The 18,202-nt window shown below is 72.5% G+C and carries 18 protein-coding genes; 16 read left to right on the top strand and 2 right to left on the bottom strand.

From position 1 onward, the window contains the following. Positions 1–10: 10 nt before the first annotated feature. Positions 11–268 (top strand): hypothetical protein, encoded by a 258-nt coding sequence (locus ACGFU6_RS05280; protein WP_393608158.1) that lies wholly within the window; start codon positions 11–13, stop codon positions 266–268. Between the two features lie 58 nt (positions 269–326). Here ACGFU6_RS05280 and ACGFU6_RS05275 read toward each other — a convergent pair whose 3' ends face one another. Then, entirely contained in the window at positions 327–596 is a 270-nt protein-coding gene (locus tag ACGFU6_RS05275) for a GlsB/YeaQ/YmgE family stress response membrane protein (RefSeq protein ID WP_123531458.1), read from the bottom strand. 389 nt (positions 597–985) lie between these two features. Between ACGFU6_RS05275 and ACGFU6_RS05270 the strand changes: the two genes are divergently transcribed. Then, positions 986–1,819 carry a PIG-L family deacetylase gene (locus ACGFU6_RS05270; protein ID WP_393608157.1) on the top strand — a complete coding sequence of 278 codons (834 nt, stop codon included), beginning with the start codon at positions 986–988 and terminating at the stop codon, positions 1,817–1,819. 129 nt (positions 1,820–1,948) lie between these two features. Here ACGFU6_RS05270 and ACGFU6_RS05265 read toward each other — a convergent pair whose 3' ends face one another. Continuing rightward, positions 1,949–2,725, bottom strand: coding sequence for an IclR family transcriptional regulator (locus tag ACGFU6_RS05265; RefSeq protein ID WP_393608156.1), 777 nt, complete (start codon positions 2,723–2,725; stop codon positions 1,949–1,951). A gap of 135 nt (positions 2,726–2,860) precedes the next feature. On the opposite strand from ACGFU6_RS05265, the gene ACGFU6_RS05260 reads away from it, so the two are divergent. The 14 genes from ACGFU6_RS05260 to ACGFU6_RS05195 all read left to right on the top strand — a co-directional run bounded on the left by ACGFU6_RS05260 (position 2,861) and on the right by ACGFU6_RS05195 (position 18,201). Then, positions 2,861–4,072, top strand: coding sequence for an amidohydrolase/deacetylase family metallohydrolase (locus tag ACGFU6_RS05260; RefSeq protein ID WP_393608155.1), 1,212 nt, complete (start codon positions 2,861–2,863; stop codon positions 4,070–4,072). Beyond that, positions 4,069–4,479: a hypothetical protein gene (locus tag ACGFU6_RS05255; RefSeq protein ID WP_393608154.1), complete on the top strand. Its 411-nt coding sequence runs from the start codon at positions 4,069–4,071 to the stop codon at positions 4,477–4,479. Before ACGFU6_RS05260 ends, ACGFU6_RS05255 begins: the two co-directional genes overlap by 4 nt. 72 nt (positions 4,480–4,551) lie before the next feature. Further along, positions 4,552–4,932, top strand: coding sequence for an SFCGS family glycine-rich protein (locus ACGFU6_RS05250; protein ID WP_393608153.1), 381 nt, complete (start codon positions 4,552–4,554; stop codon positions 4,930–4,932). Further along, positions 4,932–5,267 carry a DUF4312 family protein gene (locus ACGFU6_RS05245; RefSeq protein WP_393608152.1) on the top strand — a complete coding sequence of 112 codons (336 nt, stop codon included), beginning with the start codon at positions 4,932–4,934 and terminating at the stop codon, positions 5,265–5,267. Before ACGFU6_RS05250 ends, ACGFU6_RS05245 begins: the two co-directional genes overlap by 1 nt. 192 nt (positions 5,268–5,459) lie before the next feature. Further along, the gene (locus tag ACGFU6_RS05240) at positions 5,460–6,248 is read left to right on the top strand and encodes a DUF4311 domain-containing protein (RefSeq protein WP_123531445.1); all 789 of its coding nucleotides are present in this window, start codon (positions 5,460–5,462) and stop codon (positions 6,246–6,248) included. Between the two features lie 13 nt (positions 6,249–6,261). Further along, the gene (locus ACGFU6_RS05235) at positions 6,262–6,975 is read left to right on the top strand and encodes a DUF4310 family protein (RefSeq protein WP_393608151.1); all 714 of its coding nucleotides are present in this window, start codon (positions 6,262–6,264) and stop codon (positions 6,973–6,975) included. 66 nt (positions 6,976–7,041) lie between these two features. Beyond that, positions 7,042–8,142, top strand: coding sequence for a DgaE family pyridoxal phosphate-dependent ammonia lyase (locus ACGFU6_RS05230; protein WP_393608150.1), 1,101 nt, complete (start codon positions 7,042–7,044; stop codon positions 8,140–8,142). Positions 8,143–8,435: 293 nt separating this feature from the next. Further along, positions 8,436–8,804 (top strand): HPr family phosphocarrier protein, encoded by a 369-nt coding sequence (locus tag ACGFU6_RS05225; protein WP_393608384.1) that lies wholly within the window; start codon positions 8,436–8,438, stop codon positions 8,802–8,804. Between the two features lie 68 nt (positions 8,805–8,872). Next, positions 8,873–9,520, top strand: coding sequence for a bifunctional 4-hydroxy-2-oxoglutarate aldolase/2-dehydro-3-deoxy-phosphogluconate aldolase (locus ACGFU6_RS05220; RefSeq protein WP_393608149.1), 648 nt, complete (start codon positions 8,873–8,875; stop codon positions 9,518–9,520). 482 nt (positions 9,521–10,002) lie between these two features. Beyond that, on the top strand, positions 10,003–10,203 hold the full coding sequence (locus tag ACGFU6_RS05215) for a hypothetical protein (RefSeq protein ID WP_393608148.1): 201 nt from the start codon (positions 10,003–10,005) through the stop codon (positions 10,201–10,203). Between the two features lie 7 nt (positions 10,204–10,210). Beyond that, entirely contained in the window at positions 10,211–10,711 is a 501-nt protein-coding gene (locus ACGFU6_RS05210) for a DUF6308 family protein (RefSeq protein WP_393608147.1), read from the top strand. A 196-nt stretch (positions 10,712–10,907) separates the two neighbouring features. Beyond that, positions 10,908–11,768, top strand: a complete 861-nt coding sequence (locus tag ACGFU6_RS05205; RefSeq protein WP_393608146.1) for a DUF4132 domain-containing protein — start codon at positions 10,908–10,910, stop codon at positions 11,766–11,768. Further along, entirely contained in the window at positions 11,765–16,957 is a 5,193-nt protein-coding gene (locus ACGFU6_RS05200; RefSeq protein WP_393608145.1) for a hypothetical protein, read from the top strand. The genes ACGFU6_RS05205 and ACGFU6_RS05200 overlap by 4 nt, the downstream gene beginning before the upstream one ends. Then, complete coding sequence (locus ACGFU6_RS05195) at positions 16,954–18,201, top strand: AAA family ATPase (RefSeq protein ID WP_393608144.1); 1,248 nt, start codon at positions 16,954–16,956, stop codon at positions 18,199–18,201. Before ACGFU6_RS05200 ends, ACGFU6_RS05195 begins: the two co-directional genes overlap by 4 nt. Position 18,202 lies beyond the last annotated feature (1 nt).

Raw genomic sequence — 18,202 nt, 5'->3', positions numbered from 1 at the left:
AGCCGGAGGGGTGGGCAGCGCCCGGTCGGCACCTCGCGAGCGGGAAGACATCGAGGCTCTGGAGCGCGGGGCGCGGGCCTTGCACGTGGCGGGCCGGGACCAGGAGGCACTCGTTCTGTACGGCAGGTACCGGGGCGCCCTGTCCGGCCCGCTCATGATGCGGTGTCCCTCCCCGCCGGGAGACGGGGCCACCGTCGCGTACGTGCGGCGGTACGGCTGGAACGCCGACGGTGCGCTCGCCGCGAAGTGGCCGGCTCCGCCGCCATGAGCGCGGAACGGCTCCGCCCGGGGAGGGCGGAGCCGTTCCGTGGTGAGCTGCGTACGGGTCAGGCGTGGCGGCGGTTGCCCGTGAAGACGCGGTACAGCACGAGGAGGATGAGCGAGCCGACGATGGCGGCGATCCAGGTGGAGAGGTCGAAGAAGCCGTCGATCGAATCGACGCCGAAGATGACCTTGCCGAGCCAGCCGCCGAGCAGACCGCCCGCGATGCCGATGAGCATCGTGATGATGAGGCCGCCCGGGTCCTTGCCCGGCATCAGCGCCTTTGCGATGAGGCCCGCGAGCAACCCGATGATGATCCAAGCAATGATGCCCATAATGCCTCTCCTGCCTAGCCGTATAAAGTTTCTGTCAAGGACCGTCTTTACCGCGTCGGCACATTCAAACCTTGACCACGCAGATGTTCGACGCCGCCGGACGGGCTCCGGTGTCCGAGCGGGGCGTGGCCGGCGGTGACAGCGGGAGGACAGCCGCCGCCGTCCTCGTCCTCCTGCGCGCCGCGCGTCGTGCCGGCCGGTCCGCGGGGGACGCGTCGAAGGCCGATCGGCGGCGTCGGGAACAGACGGTCCGGCCGGCACGGTTGCACCGACCGGGGGCCGGCGCCGCACGGACGGGGAACCATGGCGACCGAGGTGTCGTCCGCTCCGTGAGGTGTACGCCCGCCGCGCACCCGTACCGAGAAGCATTTCTGCAGGAGGACCTTTTCATGACTGACCGGCCGTTGACGCTCATGGCAGTGCACGCCCACCCCGATGACGAGGCCACCGGAACGGGCGGCATCCTCGCGCGATACGCGGCGGAGGGCATCCGCACGGTTCTTGTGACGTGTACCGACGGCGGTTGCGGTGACGGACCGGGGGGCGCCAAGCCGAACGATCCCGGACACGATCCCGCGACCGTCGCCGCCATGCGCCGTCAGGAGCTCGAGGCGAGCTGCGAGGTCCTGAAGATCAGCGATCTGGAGATGCTGGACTACGCCGACTCCGGGATGATGGGCTGGCCCAGCAACGAGGCCCCCGGGGCCTTCTGGCAGACCCCCGTCGAGGAGGGTGCCGCCCGGCTCGCGGAGCTCATGCGGCACTACCGGCCCGATGTGGTCGTCACCTACGACGAGAACGGCTTCTACGGCCACCCCGACCACATCCAGGCCCACCGCATCACGATGGCGGCGCTGGAGATGACCTCGCTGACCCCGAAGGTGTACTGGACGACGATGCCGCGCTCGATGATGCAGCGGTTCGGCGAGACCATGCGCGAGTTCCACGAGGACATGCCCGAGCCCGACCCTGCCGAGGCCGCCGCGATGGCCGAGATCGGCCTCCCCGACGACGAGATCACCACGTGGGTGGACGCCACCGCGTTCAGCGGTCAGAAGTTCGACGCGCTGGCCGCGCACGCCAGCCAGGGCGAGAACATCTTCTTCCTCAAGATGGGCAAGGAGCGGTTCGGCGAGTTCATGGGCCTGGAGACCTTCGTACGGGTCAAGGACACCACTGGCGCGGCCGTACCCGAGAACGACCTCTTCGCCGGACTGCGCTGATCCGCCCGCCCGTCCGCTCGGTGGCCCGCCCGCCCGGCCGATGACCGGGAAACCTCATCGGCCGCACATCCCCGAGCGAGCGGGCTCCGTGAACCGCCTCTCCCCGAACCGCCCCTGTGAACCGCCCGCTCAGAGGCGTCTCGCCACGTCCGCCGCCGCCTGACGGACCGCGTCGGCGAAGGAGGGCAGCTGTTCGCGGGTGACGAGGAAGGTGAGCGCCGACACGGAGACCGCGCCCACCGGGTAGCCGCCGCTGTCCAGTACCGGGGCGGCAAGGGAGCAGATCGACTGTTCGTGCTCCTCGTAGTCGATGGCGAAGCCGTCGGCCCGTGCGGCCTTCAACTGCCGTTCCAGCTCACCGGGATCCGTGATCGTCTGAGCGGTCCGGGGCGTCAGCGGCGAGTCGTCGAGCAGCGCCGAGGCCTCGGCGGCGGGGAGGTGGGCGAGCAGCGCCTTGCCTGCGGCTGTCGCGTGAAGCGGCAGCCGCATGCCGACCTCCGTGGCGATGCGGTAGGCGCGGTCGGGGTCCACCTTGTGCGTATAGGTGGCGTGGTCGCCGCTCAGGACGGCCAGGTGCACCGTCTGGCCGAGTCGCTGCTGGAGCGCGCGCAGCACCGCGCCGATCCCGACCGTGTCCTCCGAGAGCACGCGCGCCGCCATCGCCTGCAGCCGGTCGCCGATGCCGTAGCGTCCCTCGCCGTCCGGCGCCGCGTACCCCTCCGCGATCAGCGTGCCGAGGATGCGGTGGGCGCTCGCCTTCGCCACGCCGGAGCGTTCCGCGATCTCGCCGAGCCGGTGCGGCGCGTCCGGCTGCGCCAGCGCGTCCAGCACCCGGAGCGCCTTCGCCACCGAGTTGGCCGGAACCCCCGCATCGTCCGTTCCGGCAACTGCCCTGTCGGAATCCATTGTTTTCCCGGTTACCTCTCAGCTAACGTGACCCTGGTCCGCTCCACGGAACGGCAATCTACCCTACGGAACGCTGGTCAAGGTCTCCCGGTCGCGACCCGAGCCCCGGACCACCCCCACCCAAGGCGGTTGTTCATGTCTGCTTCCCATGGCGAATCGGCAACGGGCCGCGAGGCCGAGGCCCGGCCCTACGATCTGCTCATCGGCGGCGGCCTGCTGGTCCACCCGGAGAAGGGCACCTCCGCCCCCGGCGACATCGCCGTCCGTGACGGACGAATCGCGGCCGTGGTGGAACCGGGGGGTGCGCACGGCAAGTACGCCGAATACCTGGACGCGCACGGCCTGCTGGTCACGCCGGGCCTCATCGACCTGCACACCCATGTCTACGACGGAGCCACGGGACTGGGCATCGCGGCCGACCTGGCCGGGGTCCGGTCGGGTGTCACCACCGTGGTCGACGCAGGCAGTTCGGGATCCGACAACTTCGACGATTTCCGGCGGACCGTCGTGTCGCCCAGCGCCACGCGCGTCCTGAGCTGGCTCAACATCTCGCGGCACGGCCTGACCCGGGGCTCCACCGAACTGGCCGGGCACGACGACATCCGGTCGGCGGACACCATAGGGACGATCCTCGCGGGACGGGACGTCATCCGAGGCGTCAAGATCCGGATGAGCCGCTCGGTAGTGGGGGAGAACGGCCTGGAGCCACTGCGCGCCGCGAAGCGCGTCACCGCGCAGGTCGCCGCGGAGACCGGCCGGCCCTTTCCGGTAATGGTGCACGTCGGCAACGCTCCCCCCGAGTTCGGTGACGTACTGGACCTCCTCGGCCCCGGTGACGTCGTCACCCATGCCTTCCACGGCAAGGCCGGAGGGCTCTTTCCCGAGGCGGGCTCAGGGCCCCTCCCGCAGGCCCGCGACGCCGTGGAGCGCGGAGTCCGCCTCGATGTCGGACACGGTAGCGCCAGCTTCGCCTTCGACACCATGGAACGCGCGCTGGAACACGGCATCCGCCCGCACACCATCAGCACCGACATACACAGGAAGAGCCTCTCCGGTCCGGTCCACGGCCTCACCACGACCATGACCAAACTCCTCGCCGCCGGACTGACGCTCAACGAGACCGTCCGCGCCGTGACTTCGGAAGCCGCCGAGTCCATCGGCCTCGCCGGAGAAATCGGCAGCCTGGTCGCGGGCCGCGTCGCCGACATCGCTCTCCTGGACCGGGTGGAGGACCCCACCCCCCTCGTAGACGCCGAAGGCCGCACGCGTACCACCGGTCACAGGCTCACCGCCGTGGCCGCTGTGCGGGCAGGCGTCACGCACCGCATCCGAAAGGCCGACGCATGACCGGCACCCCGCCGAGCACCACCCACCCCCGGCAGATACTCGACCGGCTGGCGGACGACACCCATCTCACGGAAGAGGACCTGGCCGACGCCGAGGAACTGCTGACCGCTGCGGACGTCTACGCCGCCGACCGCGCCATCCCCATGAACGACGTCCGCCGGCTGGCACTCGCCGCCCACAGCGTCGCCTTCGTACGGCGCGTACGCGAGCACGAGTACCCGCCCGAACTCGACCGGCACCTCTACGACGAGGTCGGCACCGCGCGGTTCGCCTCGGTGCGCGCACTGCTCCACGCCTACTGCGCGGGCCGCGACCACGACGTGACCGACCCCGAGGTGCTGCTGCTCACCCTCCACTTCGAGGCAGCGCTGCACGAGAGCGCACCCGACCGCGGAAACAGCGCCTGACCCCGCACGCCCCCCTCGCACCTCCCGCACGAAATCCACCACGACCCCGCCCACCAGACAGGAACAAACACCATGTCGGACACTGTGAAAATCGTCATCGGCAATCGGCTCGGCAAGGGCCAGGCGGTCGCGGAGGGAGTCCGGAAGGCCGACCTCGAACCGGTGCTGATACCGGGCCCCGGCGCCGACATGAAGGTCGGTGACGTGATGGCCGCCGAGGGCGCGGCCCTCGGGCTGAGCTTCTGCGGCAGCGGCGGTGCCGGCGCCGTGACGGCCAAGGCGAAGTACGGCCACGAGATCGAGTTCGGCATGCGCAGCCCGGAGGCGGGCGTCACCGCCATCCAGCAGGGCAAGCGCGTCCTCGGCTTCGGCTTCCTCGACACCGAGGAACTCGGCTTCAAGATCGCCCAGGCTCTGCAGAAGGAGCTGGACGCGCAGGCAGGGCAAGCCTGATGAACCATTGCGAGCAGACCCTGCGCCTGACCGGCACGGGTCCCACCAAGGAACGCGCCTTCGGCGCCGTCATGCGCCAGGTCCAGTCGGCTGCGGCCGGCAAGGACGGCGGGGTCACCTTCCGGGTGGAACCCCTGGCGCTGGAGGTCCTGTCGGCCGAGGAACACCACAGGACCGAGCGCTTCCTCGGAGTCCTCTTCCCCCGGAAGCGTGTGCACTACGAGATCAGCATGAACGTACGGGTGCGCATCACCTCCCTCGACCTGGACGCGGTGGACTTCGCCGTACGCGAAGAGAAGCTGAGCACCACGCAGCATCTGCTCCAGATGAGGTGATCCGCCGAAGCGGCACCCGGGGCACGGCGACGTGCCCCACCGGGGACACGGGAACGTGCCCCGCCCGGGACACGGCGACGTGCTCCGAGTCCACACCGCACAGCCAGTCCGGCGGCCCGCCCGCAGCGCAGCCCGCCGGACCGGGAAACCCCCTAGAGGCCCCCCCGTCGGCTCTGAAGTGGAAACCCTTCCATGAACGAAACACTCACCATCCTGCTGGAGTCCGCCGTCATCGGGGCGCTTGTAGGCTTCGGCGCGGGCGCGGGCGTCGCCCGCATGTTCCACGCCCCGAAGGCCCAGGGAATGGGCGCCTTCCGTACCCTGGGCGAGCTCAACGCCTGTGAGAACGACCCGATCGCGCACTTCTCCTTCGGCTTCGGCTTCTTCTTCAACGCCTGGGCGAGCACCGTAGGTGCCGGTGCGCTCTCCGGAGACGTCGACCACCGGATCGTGCCGCACTGGGCGGCGTCGATCGCCATGATCAAGAACCGGAACCTCGCCGAGACCCTGCACAATCCCCGGCGCATGGCCTTCACCGGCGCCGCCGTCGGTGTCGTGCTGATCTCCCTCCTCAACACCACCGCCGCCTCCATCCCGCACTCGCTCCAGAGCGTCGCCTCCCAAGTGCTCGGCCCGGCCTCGGAGTGGCTGCTCAACCCGGTCATGCCGATCATCTTCTGGATGGCCGCGGTGGACGCCGGCCGGCGCACCGGCGGCTGGGGCACCGTCCTCGGCGGCCTCGCCCACATCGTGATGGGCAACGCCGTCCCCGGCATCGTGCTGGGCATCGTCGTCGGCAAGGGCATCGACGACATGGGCTGGAACCGCATCACCAAGAGCCTCACCGCGGCGGTCATCGCCCTCTTCGTAGCCAGCTCCTTCCTGCGCGGCGTCGACATGGAACTGCTCGAGCAGATGAAGATCGGCGTGCCCGGCTGGCTGCACCAGTTGCACGAGAGCACCGGCACGGCCGGTCAGTGAAGGAGCCAGTGACGTGAGTACCACCGACATCGGCGTGAGCGACGAGATCGGAGAGGGCAAGGACGGCGGACGGCCCCGCCCCTGGGAAGGCGGCTTCTGGCTCTCCGAATGGGCCTTCCCGGTCTTCGTCGCCTCACTCGCCGCGGGCATCTTCGCCGGAACGCACCTCTACTACACCTACCAGACCGGCGTCTTCAACGAGGTCGCTGTGGTCGCGCTGCTCAAGGGCGGCATGGAGAACGGCAGTTACGGCGCCGCCGCCGCGTTCGGCGCCGGCTTCCTGTTCGCCCGGATCATCGAGGCCCCGATGGTGGGCATCCTCGACATCGGCGGCTCGCTGCAGACCGGTGTGGGCATCGGCATCCCCGCCATGCTGCTGGCCGCCGGGGTCACCGCGCCCCTCGAACACTTCTGGCTCGCGCTTCCCACCGGAGCGGTCATCGGACTCGCCATCGGATGGCTGGTGCTGGTGATCCGCAGGGCCACCGTCAACTCGCCCAACGCGGGCTCGACCTTCGGCGCCGACGTGATGATGGGCGCGGGGAACTCGGCGGGACGCTACCTGGGGCCGCTCGTCATCCTCGCCGCCGCCACCGCCTCGGTCCCCGTCGGCCTCGGCTCGACGCTCGGGGCGATTCTCTTCTACTGGTGGAAGAAGCCGCTGACGGGCGGGGCCATCCTCGGCGCCATGGCCGCGGGCCTGTTCTTCCCCATCGTCACCAAGTGATCCCGCCCGGGACGCGTCCGCGCGCCCGGGACCCGTACAGAACCGACAACAGAGGAGCCGCCCCGCATGGGTGTGTACGAGGAACTGGGGCTTTCGCCCGCCATCAACGCCAGCGGAAAGATGACCGCGCTCGGTGGAAGCGTGCTCGACGACACGGTGGTCGCCGCCATGGCGGAAGCGGCCAGGAGCCACGTGGTCATGGACGACCTCATGAAGGTCGCCGGTGACGTCATCGCCAAGGCCACCGGAGCCGAGGACGGCTGCCCCACCACCGGCGCGGCCTCCGGCATCGCCATAGCCGTCGCCGCCCTCATCGCCGGTGCGGATCCGGACCGGATCGAGCGGCTGCCCGACCCGGGCGACAGGCCGGACGAAGTCCTCCTGCTCAAGGGGCACTCCGTCAACTTCGGCGCCCCCGTACGGCAGATGGTCGCACTCGGCGGCGGACGGGTGGTCGAGGTCGGCTCCGTCAACAAGGTGAGCGCCGCCCACGTGGAGGGCGCCGTCACCGGGCGGACCGCCGCTCTGCTCTACATCCAGTCGCACCACACCGTGCACAAGGGGACCGTCCGGCTCGCCGACATGATCGCCATCGGGCGCCGGCACGGCATCCCCGTGATCGTCGACGCCGCGGCCGAGGACGACCTGCGCCACTGGCCGGCGACCGGGGCCGACCTGGTGGTCTTCAGCGGCGGCAAGGCGATCGGCGGCCCCACCTCCGGCTTCGTCTGCGGCAGCCGCGCTCTCGTCGAGGCGTGCCGCGCCCAGTACACGGGCATCGCCCGCCCCATGAAGGTCGGCAAGGAGACCGTGCTCGGTCTCCTGCAGGCCCTGCGCCGGTACGGCGTCGACGAGGCCGGGGACGGCGGCCGGGAGCGCATGACGGCGCTGGCCGCACGGCTGGACGCGCTGCCGGGCCTGACGGCCGCCGTGGAACGCGACGAGGCCGGACGGAGCATCTACCGGGCCGTGCTGACCGTCGACCCCGCCGCTGCCGGACGCGACGCACAGGACATCGCGCGGGAACTCGCGGCGGGCAGTCCGCCCGTCTTCCTCCGCGACCACCAGGCCAACACCGGGCGCCTCTCCATCGACCCGCGCCCCATCACGGCGGACGAGGAGGCCGAACTGGCCCGCAGGCTCACCGCGTTGCTCGGCGCCGCCTGACCACGAGCACGTATCATCCCGGCCGGCCGCTGTGCCGCCCGGCGCCCTGCGGACCGTGATCGAGCCCGGTTCCGTGAAGCCGGGACAGCCTTACGCGCGCGGGCCCCGCCGGGTCCGGGACCGGACCCGCGCTACCGGGCCGGCAGCCCTGCGGTTCGTACGGTCCACCGCCCCGCCGCATGCGCGGCACAACCCCGCACGCCCCCGCATGACGCCGTACGACGCCTCGCGCGCGACCGGCGTCCTGGCGTCCACGCCCCACCACTCGTGCGGCGGCGCGCCCTCTCACACCGCTGCCCGCGGATACCCCGGCCGCACGGCCACTCGCCGTACCGGCCACCTGTCCGCACAACCACAAGGAGCAGACCATCCACACCGTTGAACGCCGCCTCGTCGTGACGGAGAAGGCCGGGCTCCACGCCCGCCCCGCAGCCCTCTTCGCGCAGACCGCCGCACGCTACGAAGCGGAGGTCACCGTGGCCCGCCCCACGGTCTCCGAGGGCTCGACCGCGGCGAGCCCCGAGGTCTCGGCCCGCAGCATGCTGTCCCTGATGACCCTCAACGTCAGGTGTGGCGACGAGATCGTCCTGAAGGCCCGGGGGGCGGACGGTGCCGAGGCCCTCGACGCCCTCGCCGTCATCGCAGCGCCCGACCCCTCCTGATCCCGACCCCTCCTGATCCCGACCCCTCCTGATCCCGACTCCTTCTGATTCCGAGACGGACCCCACCCATGCCACAGACCCTGACCCCAGCGGTACTCGATGTCGTCGACCGGTTGCGCGAGGCACGTGTCGTGCCGACCGTCCGGGCACCGGACGCGGACGCCGCGGACTGCCTCGCCCGCGAACTCGTCGCGGCCGGCATCACCACCTTCGAGTTCACCGCCACCACCCCGGGCTGGCAGGCCCTGCTCGCCCACTGGTCCCGCGACCACCCCGAGGCGGCGGTCGGCCTCGGCACCGTCACATCGACGGACACGGCCGAACAGGCCCTGGACGCCGGGGCCCGGTTCCTGGTCAGCCCCTTCCAGGTACCCGAGGTCCGGCCGGTCGCCGACGCCGCCGACCGGCTCTTCGTCGAGGGCGGCCTCACCCCGACGGAGCTGCGCGCATCGGCCGAGCGCGGAGTGGCCAAGCTCTTCCCGGCCCATGTGGGCGGCATCGCCTACCTCACCTCGCTGCTCGCCGTCCTGCCCGGCGCCAGGATCATGGCCACCGGCGGAGTGACCGTCGCCGACGCCGGCGACTGGCTCGCGGCGGGAGCGTTCACCGCCAGCATCGGAAGCGACCTCTTCCGGGGCGGGGACATCCGGGCCAATGTCGCCCGGCTGAAGCAGTCCCTCGAATCCGGTACGCGGGGCGAGCCGTCGGGCGCTTGACCGGCCGGCCTTCGCCGTCGTCGTCCTCGTGGTGACTATTCCTCCAGCACTTCCGCGGCGACTCGGAGAGTCCTCTCAACGGCCGCTCCATCGATGTCGAGACGACGGCGTTCGGCGTCGGGACCCGTCCGGCGCTCGGCGAGCCCGGACCGGACGGTGCCGGTGCCGGTGAGCGCGGGGTCCCGGAGTGTAAGAGGTCATCGCGCACCTCGCACGGACATGCGGGGCGCACACGGCGGTCCCGGACTCGTGCCGTTCCGTCGGAGAGTACGAATGGGTGGAGTTCTCGCGCCAGTTCCACCGAGGGCGCCGCGTCCGGGACTGGGGCCTGCACGACAAGGGCGTGTACACCTTCACGTCGCACGAGAACCCACTGCTGTGCCCCCGGTTCACCGAAGGATCCCCGTGCTCGGGCGTCGAGGTGCTGCTGTGCGGCTCCGCGCGGCACGTCAGAGGGGAGGAGGACCAAGCCCAGGACTCGGATGGGGTCCGGATCGGACTGGCTGCACGATATGGCCGCCGAGTCGGTGGCCATGGAGGAGCGTGGTGAGACCGTCCTACTGCTGGTGGCAACCCCGTTGTACGTCGAGACCGCCCCGCCTCCGAAGGAGGGCGGCTTGGCACCGCAGCCCGCCCGGGGCCGCGGGCCCTGGAAGTTCAGGGTCTACCCGCCGGCGCGCTGACGACCTGGTGGCCGTCACCACCCTCGGCGTCTCCCTGAAGCCGCACGGGGCGGTGGACCTGCTGACCGACCCGGGGGAGCATTGGGGGCGCCTGCTGTCGCTCATCCCGTGTGACGCGCGCCTGGAGGACCCGCAGAGCGACGCGCTCATGGAGGAGGGTGGGCCCGCCTGGGAGTTGTGGACCCGCCTGGCCGACAAGCAGCGGTACCCCGGCAAGCCCGCCGGGAGCGGCCCGGTTGTCGCGGGCAAACTGCTGGCCCGCAAGCGCCCCCGCCTCGTCCCCGTCTACGACAGCCGCGTCAAGCAGTTGTTCGAGCGCCCGAAGACGGACCACTCGTTCTGGGCCGCGCCGGCCGCCGAGCTGCGGGCGGACAGCGGCACCTTCCGCGACCGGTTGATCCGTCTTCGCGACGAGGCCGGTATCGGCGAGGACATCGGCATCCTGCGGGTGTTCGACGTCATCGCCTGGATGCATCAGGGTGAGCGGGAGCGCATGTCGACGGGCTGAGCCCAGGGCGGACGGCGGAAATGTGTGGCAGGCCGTCGGCCGGGAGCGTCCCCGGACGGCGAAGCGGAGGCAGCCGGGCTGATTGTCACAGGCGGCGCCTAGAGTCTCTCCCACTCGTCACGGTGCGTTGCCGCTGACGTGTCTCATCGGCGTGCCGCCCGGTCGGCGGCCGTCCGGAACAAGGGGAGAACAGCGCATGGGGTGGGTTCCGGCAGGCGACTACGAAGTCGCTCTGGAGGCGGGCAAGGTGGTCTGCCGCAATGGGAAGGGCCGCCGGCTGAAGTCCGTTCCGGCCAAGGTGAAGGACGACCCGGCGGTCGTCGGGCTCCGGCAGTTGACCGAGTGGCTGGAGCAGCACGAACACCAGTGCCTGGCCGACGTCGAGCAGTGGATGGTGCGTTCACTGCCGGTCCCCACCGCCGTGCTCGCCCAGGTCTGGCCCGACCCGGCGTGGCAGACGGCCCTGCGGGACGTGGTGGTCACCGGTGCCGACGGCGGGGTCGCCGGGTTCCTGCGCGATGTCGACCCCCAGCGCGGTCTCGGGCTCGTCGACCTGGACGGTGACACGGTCCGCATCACCCCGGACGTCGTCAGCGTGCCCCACCCCGTCCTTCTCGACGACCTCGACGAGCTGCGGGAGTTCGCGGTCGAACTGGGCGTGCGGCAGGGCGTGGACCAGCTGTTCCGCGAGGTGTGGCGCCGCCCGCCGGGCCTCGCCCCGGACACCACGTCCGTGGACACCTACGCCGGTGGCGCGTTCAAGGAACTGCGGTTCCTGCACGGCCGCGTCACCCAGCTCGGGTACCGGTCGCGCGGTGGATACGCGGTCTGCCCGGTCGTCGAGGACGGGGCGACCGTCGAGGCACGCATCTGGATCGGCGAGCACGACGGATACGACGAGTACGGCACCGAGACGGGCCCCCTGGGCTGGACCGACCCTGCGGGGCGCACGCTGACGGCCGCCGAGGTCGGCCCCGTCGCGTGGTCCGAGGGCATGCGCATGGCGGCGGCGCTCTACGCCGGCCGGGACGTGGCGGACGAGGAGCGGGCGGCATGAGCACCACGACGAAGAGCACGGACGCGAACACGACGGCGGCGGACGCGGCGTTCATCCCCGCCCAGGCCCGCAGCGGGAGCACCGCCGCTCCCGCCGACGAGGCCCGTACGGCGGCCCTGCTGGACGCGGGCTCGATCCTTCGGGCCGGCGCCACCGACCGGGACGACGCCGACGCGCTGACCGCCCGCACCTACACGCACACCGCCCTCGGCGACCGGCCCGTGGTCCGGCTCGTGCCCGGCACTCTCGGCGAGGCCGAGGACCTGGCCCTGGAGTTCCTCGGGCTGGCCCGGACCGCCGAGGCCCCGGTCGTGGGGCAGGTGCGCCGCGAGACGCTGGGCTTCCCGGCGTGGGCGCTGGTCAACGACCCGGCCAACGGGCACCACGCCCTGGCCCTCGTCAAGGACATCGAACGGCTGGGGCGGCAGGCCAGGACCCGCGCCGGAGCGGCCAAGGAGGGCTTCGACGCCCTGGGCAGCCGGCTCGGCCGGGCCGTACCCCACTTCCTGCCCACCTACTACGAGCAGGTCGCCCGCCTCTTCCTCCAGGCCGAGAACACCACGTACGCCGCCTCCTTCTTCGGCAAGGCCCGCGAGGCCGAGCGGGTGCACGGACTGGTCGTGGACGAGGACCGGCAGCGGGCCGTCTTCCTGGAGTTCGCCTTCGCCGGGGCGCTGACCGTCAAGGCGCTGCGGCAGTACGTGCGGGACCTGGCGGCCCGGCTCGCACCGGCGGACGCCTGGGCGCAGTTCCGCCGTCTGCTGGTCGAGCGCTGCGCGGCCGGCATGCCGCCCTACGCGGCGCTGCCGCAGGACGTGCGCACGCTGGTCAAGGTCGCCGGGCTGGACCGCGAGGCCGCCGAACTCGACCTGGTGGCCGATCTGATCGGCTCTCCGGGAGTCGTCCGCGCCCCCGCCTCGTTCTGGTCGACCTACCGCCCCGCCCTGGTGGACCTCGCCCGACGGGACGAGGCCGTGCGGGTCCGGCTCCTCGGCTTCTTCCCGGAGACCTTCAGCGAGAGCGGCCAGGACACGGAAGGCGACAGCGGCTGGCTCGCGTTGCTGGCCGAGTCCGGCGCCGAGGACCTGCTGACCGCTCTTCCCGGCACGTCCGGCAACGCACCCTCCGATTCCACGGCCCCCACCGCCGTCTCTCCGGCGGACTGGCTCGCCCGCTGGGAGGCACACCGCAGGCGCAACCGGGCCACCTCGGGCCGCAGTCCGCAGACCCTCGGCCTGGCCGCCCGGATGGCGGCCCGGCTGCGCGCCGACGGGCGCTCGGTCGAGCTGTTCCAGGGCCGCTGGCGGCGCACCGCCGACCTGGACCTTCTCGACCTCTGCCTGGCCTCCGGCGTCCTCGTGACCGAGCCGGACGACCAGGTCACGGGTTACGCACAGCCCCCCGGCGTCCCGTTCGAGCAGTGGCTCACCGACACCGCGCCCGGCGCGCGGGATCTCACCGCCGTAGTCGAACAGCCGTTCTTCCGCGCTCTCCTGCGCCGCAACGTCGGCGCCCTCGGCAACGGACACGGCCAGCGGCTGGACGACACCGTCATGGCGAAGCTGGCGGCGCACCCGGCGCTCTCCGGAATCGCGCGGGAGTGGCTGAACACCTGCGCCGAGGAGTACACGGCCGCGCGGGGGCTCCCCGGACTGCACACCGCTCTCGACAGTCTCTCGGCCTTCCGCACCGTGGTCGCGGACGTCGCCCCGGAAGCCGTGCGGCTCCTCAAGGGCCACGACGTCGTGCCGCTGCTCGCCGCCACCCTGCGCACCGGCGTCCTCGACGAACTGGGCTGGCCCGCGCTCGACGAGACGTACGCCGAACTGGACGTCGAAGCCGTCGCCGTCCTACGTCAGCGACACCACCGGTCGCAGAACGTCGGTGTCACCGGTGCCTGGCCGGCGCTGATCCTGCACACCCTCGAACGGGCCGTCGTCGTCGGCCCGGAGGGCGTCCTGCTGCGGCACACCCTGCGGCTGCCCGCCAACGTCGACCACTGGCGGACACTTGCCTTCCGTTACGTCGACGGCGAGTTGCTGGTCATCTGGTGGGAGGACGGCAAACCGCACGGCTACTGGTCGCACCGTCCCGCCGAGGTCTTCACCCTCGGCGGCGAGCAGATCCCACGCTGGGGCGGCTCCGGAGCCTCGGACGACGTGTGCCTGCCGCTGCCCGGCGGCGGCCGCGCCACCGGCGGCAAGGCTCTGCACGCGGGCGACACCTCCCTACCGCCTCAGCGCGCCGTCATCTCCGACGGCACCGGTCACTGGCGGGAAGGCCACCAGGGCACGCAGCAGGTGTGGCTGGAATACGACCCGGTCAGCGGCACCCACGGCCGCTCCTCCCTGCCCGCCTTCCTGCGCTCCGGAGTGCGGGACGGCACCCGGCTGCTCGCCGGGCACTGCCAGGTGCTGCCCCTCCAGCCCGGTCTGGAGACCACCCCGTTCGGTACGGACGGCACGGTCCTCGGCCGCTGGGTCCGCCGCACGGTCACCGAGCCCGGCACGGCCGCCCCCGCCGACGGGCACCGGATCACCGCGGGCACCCCCGACGGCCGTACGGTCACCCTGCCGCACCCGCTGCCGGGCGGCCGCTCCCCGGTGCCGCTCGGCGCCCTCACCCTGCCCGGCGGCTCCCGGCCGGTCGCGGTGCTCAACCACCGCTCCGTCGAAGCGCACCCGGCGGACCCGGACGGCACCGGTGGCAGCCTGTGGTCCGTCACCACCGACTCCTGCGGCGGGAACGACGCGGCGGGCACCCCCTACGTGCCTCCCGTCGCCTACTGGCACGCCCTGCGCCCGAGGGACGAGCGGGGTTCCGCCACCCTGCGGAACCTGACGGACTCCCGGGCGCGGGAGCTGTTCGAGGCCGTCGCCGCCGCGGTCGCCCGGCATCTGGAGGCGTTCCGGGCCGCCAAGGAGTACACCGGGCCCACATCGCAGGAGCTGAGCCGGGAGGCCGTCGCCCGGGTGCTGCCCGAGGTGTCCGATGCCCGGCTCCGCGCGGGCGTCACCGCCCTCGTCCGGAACGCGGTGGACCGCGCGTCCGCACTCGCCCGGTACCTGGAACCGCCCAAGCCCGCGCAGCCGGACACGCCGAGGAACACCGCACGCACCCAGGGCATGTTCTTCGACCACGCGCCCGAGCACGGCGACGACACGACCCTCCAGACCGCCTCCGCCTGGCGCTCCGAGCGGATGCGCGGAGGCTGGTGGGGGGCCGGGAGCCGGTGGACCGTGATCCGGCAGATCCTCGCCGTCAACCACGTCCTCGGCGGCGAGCCGGCGTTCGGCCCGCCGATATCGTCCAAGGTCCCGTTCACCCCCGTGGACGGCTGGCAGCGGGACGAGTACACGGTGCCCGACGGCTCCCTGACCTGGACCTCGCTCCTCGACAACCTGCCCGAACTGGCCTACCGGGCCGCATCGGAGACCACCTCACCCGAACACCGCACCGCGCTCCTCGTGTTCCTCGACGCCCTGGCCGCAGGCCCGTTGGCCCACCCGGTGGGCACGGTCCGGCAGGTGGAGCTCGTCGAGCCGTTCCGAGGAGGGACGACCGGGCCGGGACGCCCCGAGGCCGTGCACCGCCTCGGCCAGGTGCTGCGCAAGGGCGCCCGCACCGTCGTGGTCATCGCCAACCGCGGCCGGTACGCCCGGAGCGACGCGGCACGCTGGCTGGCCCTCGACCACGACCCGACCGGCGCCTTCGGCCCCGTCCCCGGCTTCACCCTGGACCACGAGCACGTACACCGGCACGGCATCGCCGGTGACCGGCTCACCCGGCTCACCGCCCTGGTCCGGGAGCAGGGCCCGGCGCCCTGGCGTCCGGAGGCCGCCGAGGCGTTCCACGCGGCCACCGGAATCGGCCGCCTCCAGTCCGTCGCCCTGCTGTCCGCGGCCATCGAGGAGCCCGGCGCCGGCGCGCTCGCGCTGCTCGGGGTGAAGACCCGCGCCCTTGAAGCGGCCCAGGCCCGGCTGGACGCCCTGCCCGGCGACGACCGGCACGCCCTGCTAAGGGCGTTGCTGCCCGCGGACCCGGCCGAGCTGTGGTCCACGGGCCCCGACGTCCGGACCGCCGCCGAGGTCTGGCAGGAGCGCCTGGCCTCCCTCGTCCGCGTCCCCGAGGAACTGGACCTGGACCTGTCGGGCACCACCCCGGGCGCCGTCGACCTGATCCTCAACGCGCCCACCCGGACCTGGCTCGCCCACGGCACCGACGTCGAGGACGGAACCGGCCGCTCGGGCCCGCACCGGGTGAGCGGACACGGCGCGATCTCCTCGGCCCTCACCGCCCTGCGCACCCTCGGCTACGCCCTGCCCCACGGGCACCCTCTGCGGGCACACCTGCCCGTGGGGCTCGCGGCCCTGCGCGACCGCCTCGCCGATGCGGACCTGGTGCTGGACCTCGGTCTGGACTGGGCCGAGTCGGGGGGCTCGATCGGCCCCGTGATCCGCGCCGCCCACGGCCTCCCCGAGTCCGGCGGCGCCGACGCCGACGGCCTGGTCCGGGCCGGCACGGCGCTGCTCCTCGCTCCCGGCCACGGCAACAGCGAGAAGGTGCTGATCCGCCCGGCCGGCCTGGCGGGCCCCGACGACCCGGCGTTCGGCCTGGTCGAGGGCACCGTCGGCGGTCACAGCACCCGTGATCTGCGCGCCCTGCGCGACTTGCTGGGCGAGCAGACCGCGGCGCTGGCCTCGGCGGGTGGCCCCGACGGGTCCCCGCACCGCCCGGCCCAGGATCCGACGCGTGCGGTGCCGGAGCTGGTGGCCGAGGCCGCCGAGGCCCTCGGCCTGAGCCCGGACGCCGCCGCCCTCTACCTCATGCTGCTCGCCCTGCCCGACCCGACCGACCGCAACTGCGTCCGCTGGACCGAGTGGAAGCCGGCCCGGGTCAAGAAGGCCCGGACGGAACTCGCCGCCACCGGACTCGTCGTGGAGGCGAAGCGCGCCCGCGCGGGCCGCACCCTGTTCCTCCCCTGCGGCTGGCTCGAACGAGGCGCACCCGGACTGCCGCTGGAGACCTGGAAGGAAAGCCTTTACCCCGTGACCGGATCCGCCCGGACCCTGCCGCACATCCCCGTGCCCGCGCTGTTCGCTGCCGCCTGGGCGCGGGTGCGCGACGGCGAAGCCCCCGCCTTCGAGGAACTGGAAACCCGCGCAACCCGGAAGGGCCGCCGCCGATGACGAACGACACCACGAACACGGGCACGACCACGGACAACACCGCCCCGGACAACGCCGTCACAAGCGGCGTCCCGGACCGAGTGCAGACGCCCGGCCAGGAGCACCGTCAGGTCACGCTGCCCGAGGACCGGTACGCAGCCGAGCTGGCCTTCCTGGCCGCCCACGACTCCGGGCCCCGCCCACCCGGCTGGCTGCTCACCCCGCGCGCGGTCGTCACCTTCGTGACGGGCAGCGCGGGCGAGGCACTGAGCCTGCCGAAGGGCGCCCGGCCCGGAGCTGGGGTGCCACTCCGCATGGTGATCGAGCAGAAGTTCGTGGGCGAGCGCGCCCTGGTCGAACGATGCGTGGTCACCCTTGCCGGGGAGCGCGGCCTCCTCCTCGTGGGCGAACCCGGCACCGCCAAGTCCATGCTCTCCGAGTTGCTCTCGGCGGCCGTGTGCGGCACCAGCGCGCTCACCGTGCAGGGCACCGCGGGCACCACCGAGGACCAGCTCAAGTACGGCTGGAACTACGCGTTGCTGCTCGCCCAGGGCCCCACCGAGCAGGCCTTGGTGCCCTCCCCGGTACTCGCCGCCATGACGCGGGGTGCCGTCGCCCGCGTCGAGGAGGTCACCCGCTGCCTGCCGGAGGTCCAGGACGCCCTTGTGTCGCTGCTCTCCGAGCGACGGATCGCGGTCCCCGAACTCGCGGGCGGCGAGGGCTCCCAGATACACGCGGCCCCCGGGTTCACCCTCATCGCCACCGCCAACCTGCGGGACAAGGGGGTCTCGGAGATGTCCGCCGCGCTCAAGAGGCGCTTCAACTTCGAGACCGTGGGCCCCATCGGGGACGTGGACGCCGAGACCGCGCTGGTCCGGCGCCAGTCCCGGGCGGCCGTCGAACGGGTGGGCGCCGCCTACCAGGTGGACGACGCCGTCCTCGAAGCCCTTGTCACCGCCTTCCGGGACCTGCGCGAGGGCCGCTCCGTGGAGGGCTGGGAGGTCGAGCGCCCCTCCACGGTGATGAGCACGGCGGAGGCGGTCTCCGTCGCGGGCTCCCTGGGCCTGGCCGCCGCCTACTTCCCCGGCGACCGGGACGTGCTGTCCCTCCTGCCCGGCCATCTGCTCGGGGTCGTCCGCAAGGACGACCCCGCCGACGCGGCACGGCTGCTCGGGTACTGGGACGGCCCGGTGCGCAGGCGCGCGGAGCAGGGGGCGGCCACCTGGCGTGCCCTGTGGGACCTGCGCGCGGTGCTGGAGAACTGAC

Origin of the sequence: Streptomyces sp. NPDC048462 (genome assembly GCF_043200175.1) — a bacterium.
GTDB lineage: Bacteria > Actinomycetota > Actinomycetes > Streptomycetales > Streptomycetaceae > Streptomyces.
The sequence above is the reverse complement of the archived record's forward strand: the minus strand, read 5'-3'. Positions and strand labels throughout refer to the sequence as shown.

Bases quoted from the DNA above. Each gene is read 5' to 3' on its own strand.
- ACGFU6_RS05275 (WP_123531458.1), bottom strand. From the start codon at position 596: ATGGGCATCATTGCTTGGATCATCATCGGGTTGCTCGCGGGCCTCATC.
- ACGFU6_RS05270 (WP_393608157.1), top strand. From the start codon at position 986: ATGACTGACCGGCCGTTGACGCTCATGGCAGTGCACGCCCACCCCGAT.
- ACGFU6_RS05265 (WP_393608156.1), bottom strand. From the start codon at position 2,725: ATGGATTCCGACAGGGCAGTTGCCGGAACGGACGATGCGGGGGTTCCG.
- ACGFU6_RS05260 (WP_393608155.1), top strand. From the start codon at position 2,861: ATGTCTGCTTCCCATGGCGAATCGGCAACGGGCCGCGAGGCCGAGGCC.
- ACGFU6_RS05255 (WP_393608154.1), top strand. From the start codon at position 4,069: ATGACCGGCACCCCGCCGAGCACCACCCACCCCCGGCAGATACTCGAC.
- ACGFU6_RS05250 (WP_393608153.1), top strand. From the start codon at position 4,552: ATGTCGGACACTGTGAAAATCGTCATCGGCAATCGGCTCGGCAAGGGC.
- ACGFU6_RS05245 (WP_393608152.1), top strand. From the start codon at position 4,932: ATGAACCATTGCGAGCAGACCCTGCGCCTGACCGGCACGGGTCCCACC.
- ACGFU6_RS05240 (WP_123531445.1), top strand. From the start codon at position 5,460: ATGAACGAAACACTCACCATCCTGCTGGAGTCCGCCGTCATCGGGGCG.
- ACGFU6_RS05230 (WP_393608150.1), top strand. From the start codon at position 7,042: ATGGGTGTGTACGAGGAACTGGGGCTTTCGCCCGCCATCAACGCCAGC.
- ACGFU6_RS05220 (WP_393608149.1), top strand. From the start codon at position 8,873: ATGCCACAGACCCTGACCCCAGCGGTACTCGATGTCGTCGACCGGTTG.
- ACGFU6_RS05215 (WP_393608148.1), top strand. From the start codon at position 10,003: ATGGGGTCCGGATCGGACTGGCTGCACGATATGGCCGCCGAGTCGGTG.
- ACGFU6_RS05205 (WP_393608146.1), top strand. From the start codon at position 10,908: ATGGGGTGGGTTCCGGCAGGCGACTACGAAGTCGCTCTGGAGGCGGGC.
- ACGFU6_RS05200 (WP_393608145.1), top strand. From the start codon at position 11,765: ATGAGCACCACGACGAAGAGCACGGACGCGAACACGACGGCGGCGGAC.
- ACGFU6_RS05195 (WP_393608144.1), top strand. From the start codon at position 16,954: ATGACGAACGACACCACGAACACGGGCACGACCACGGACAACACCGCC.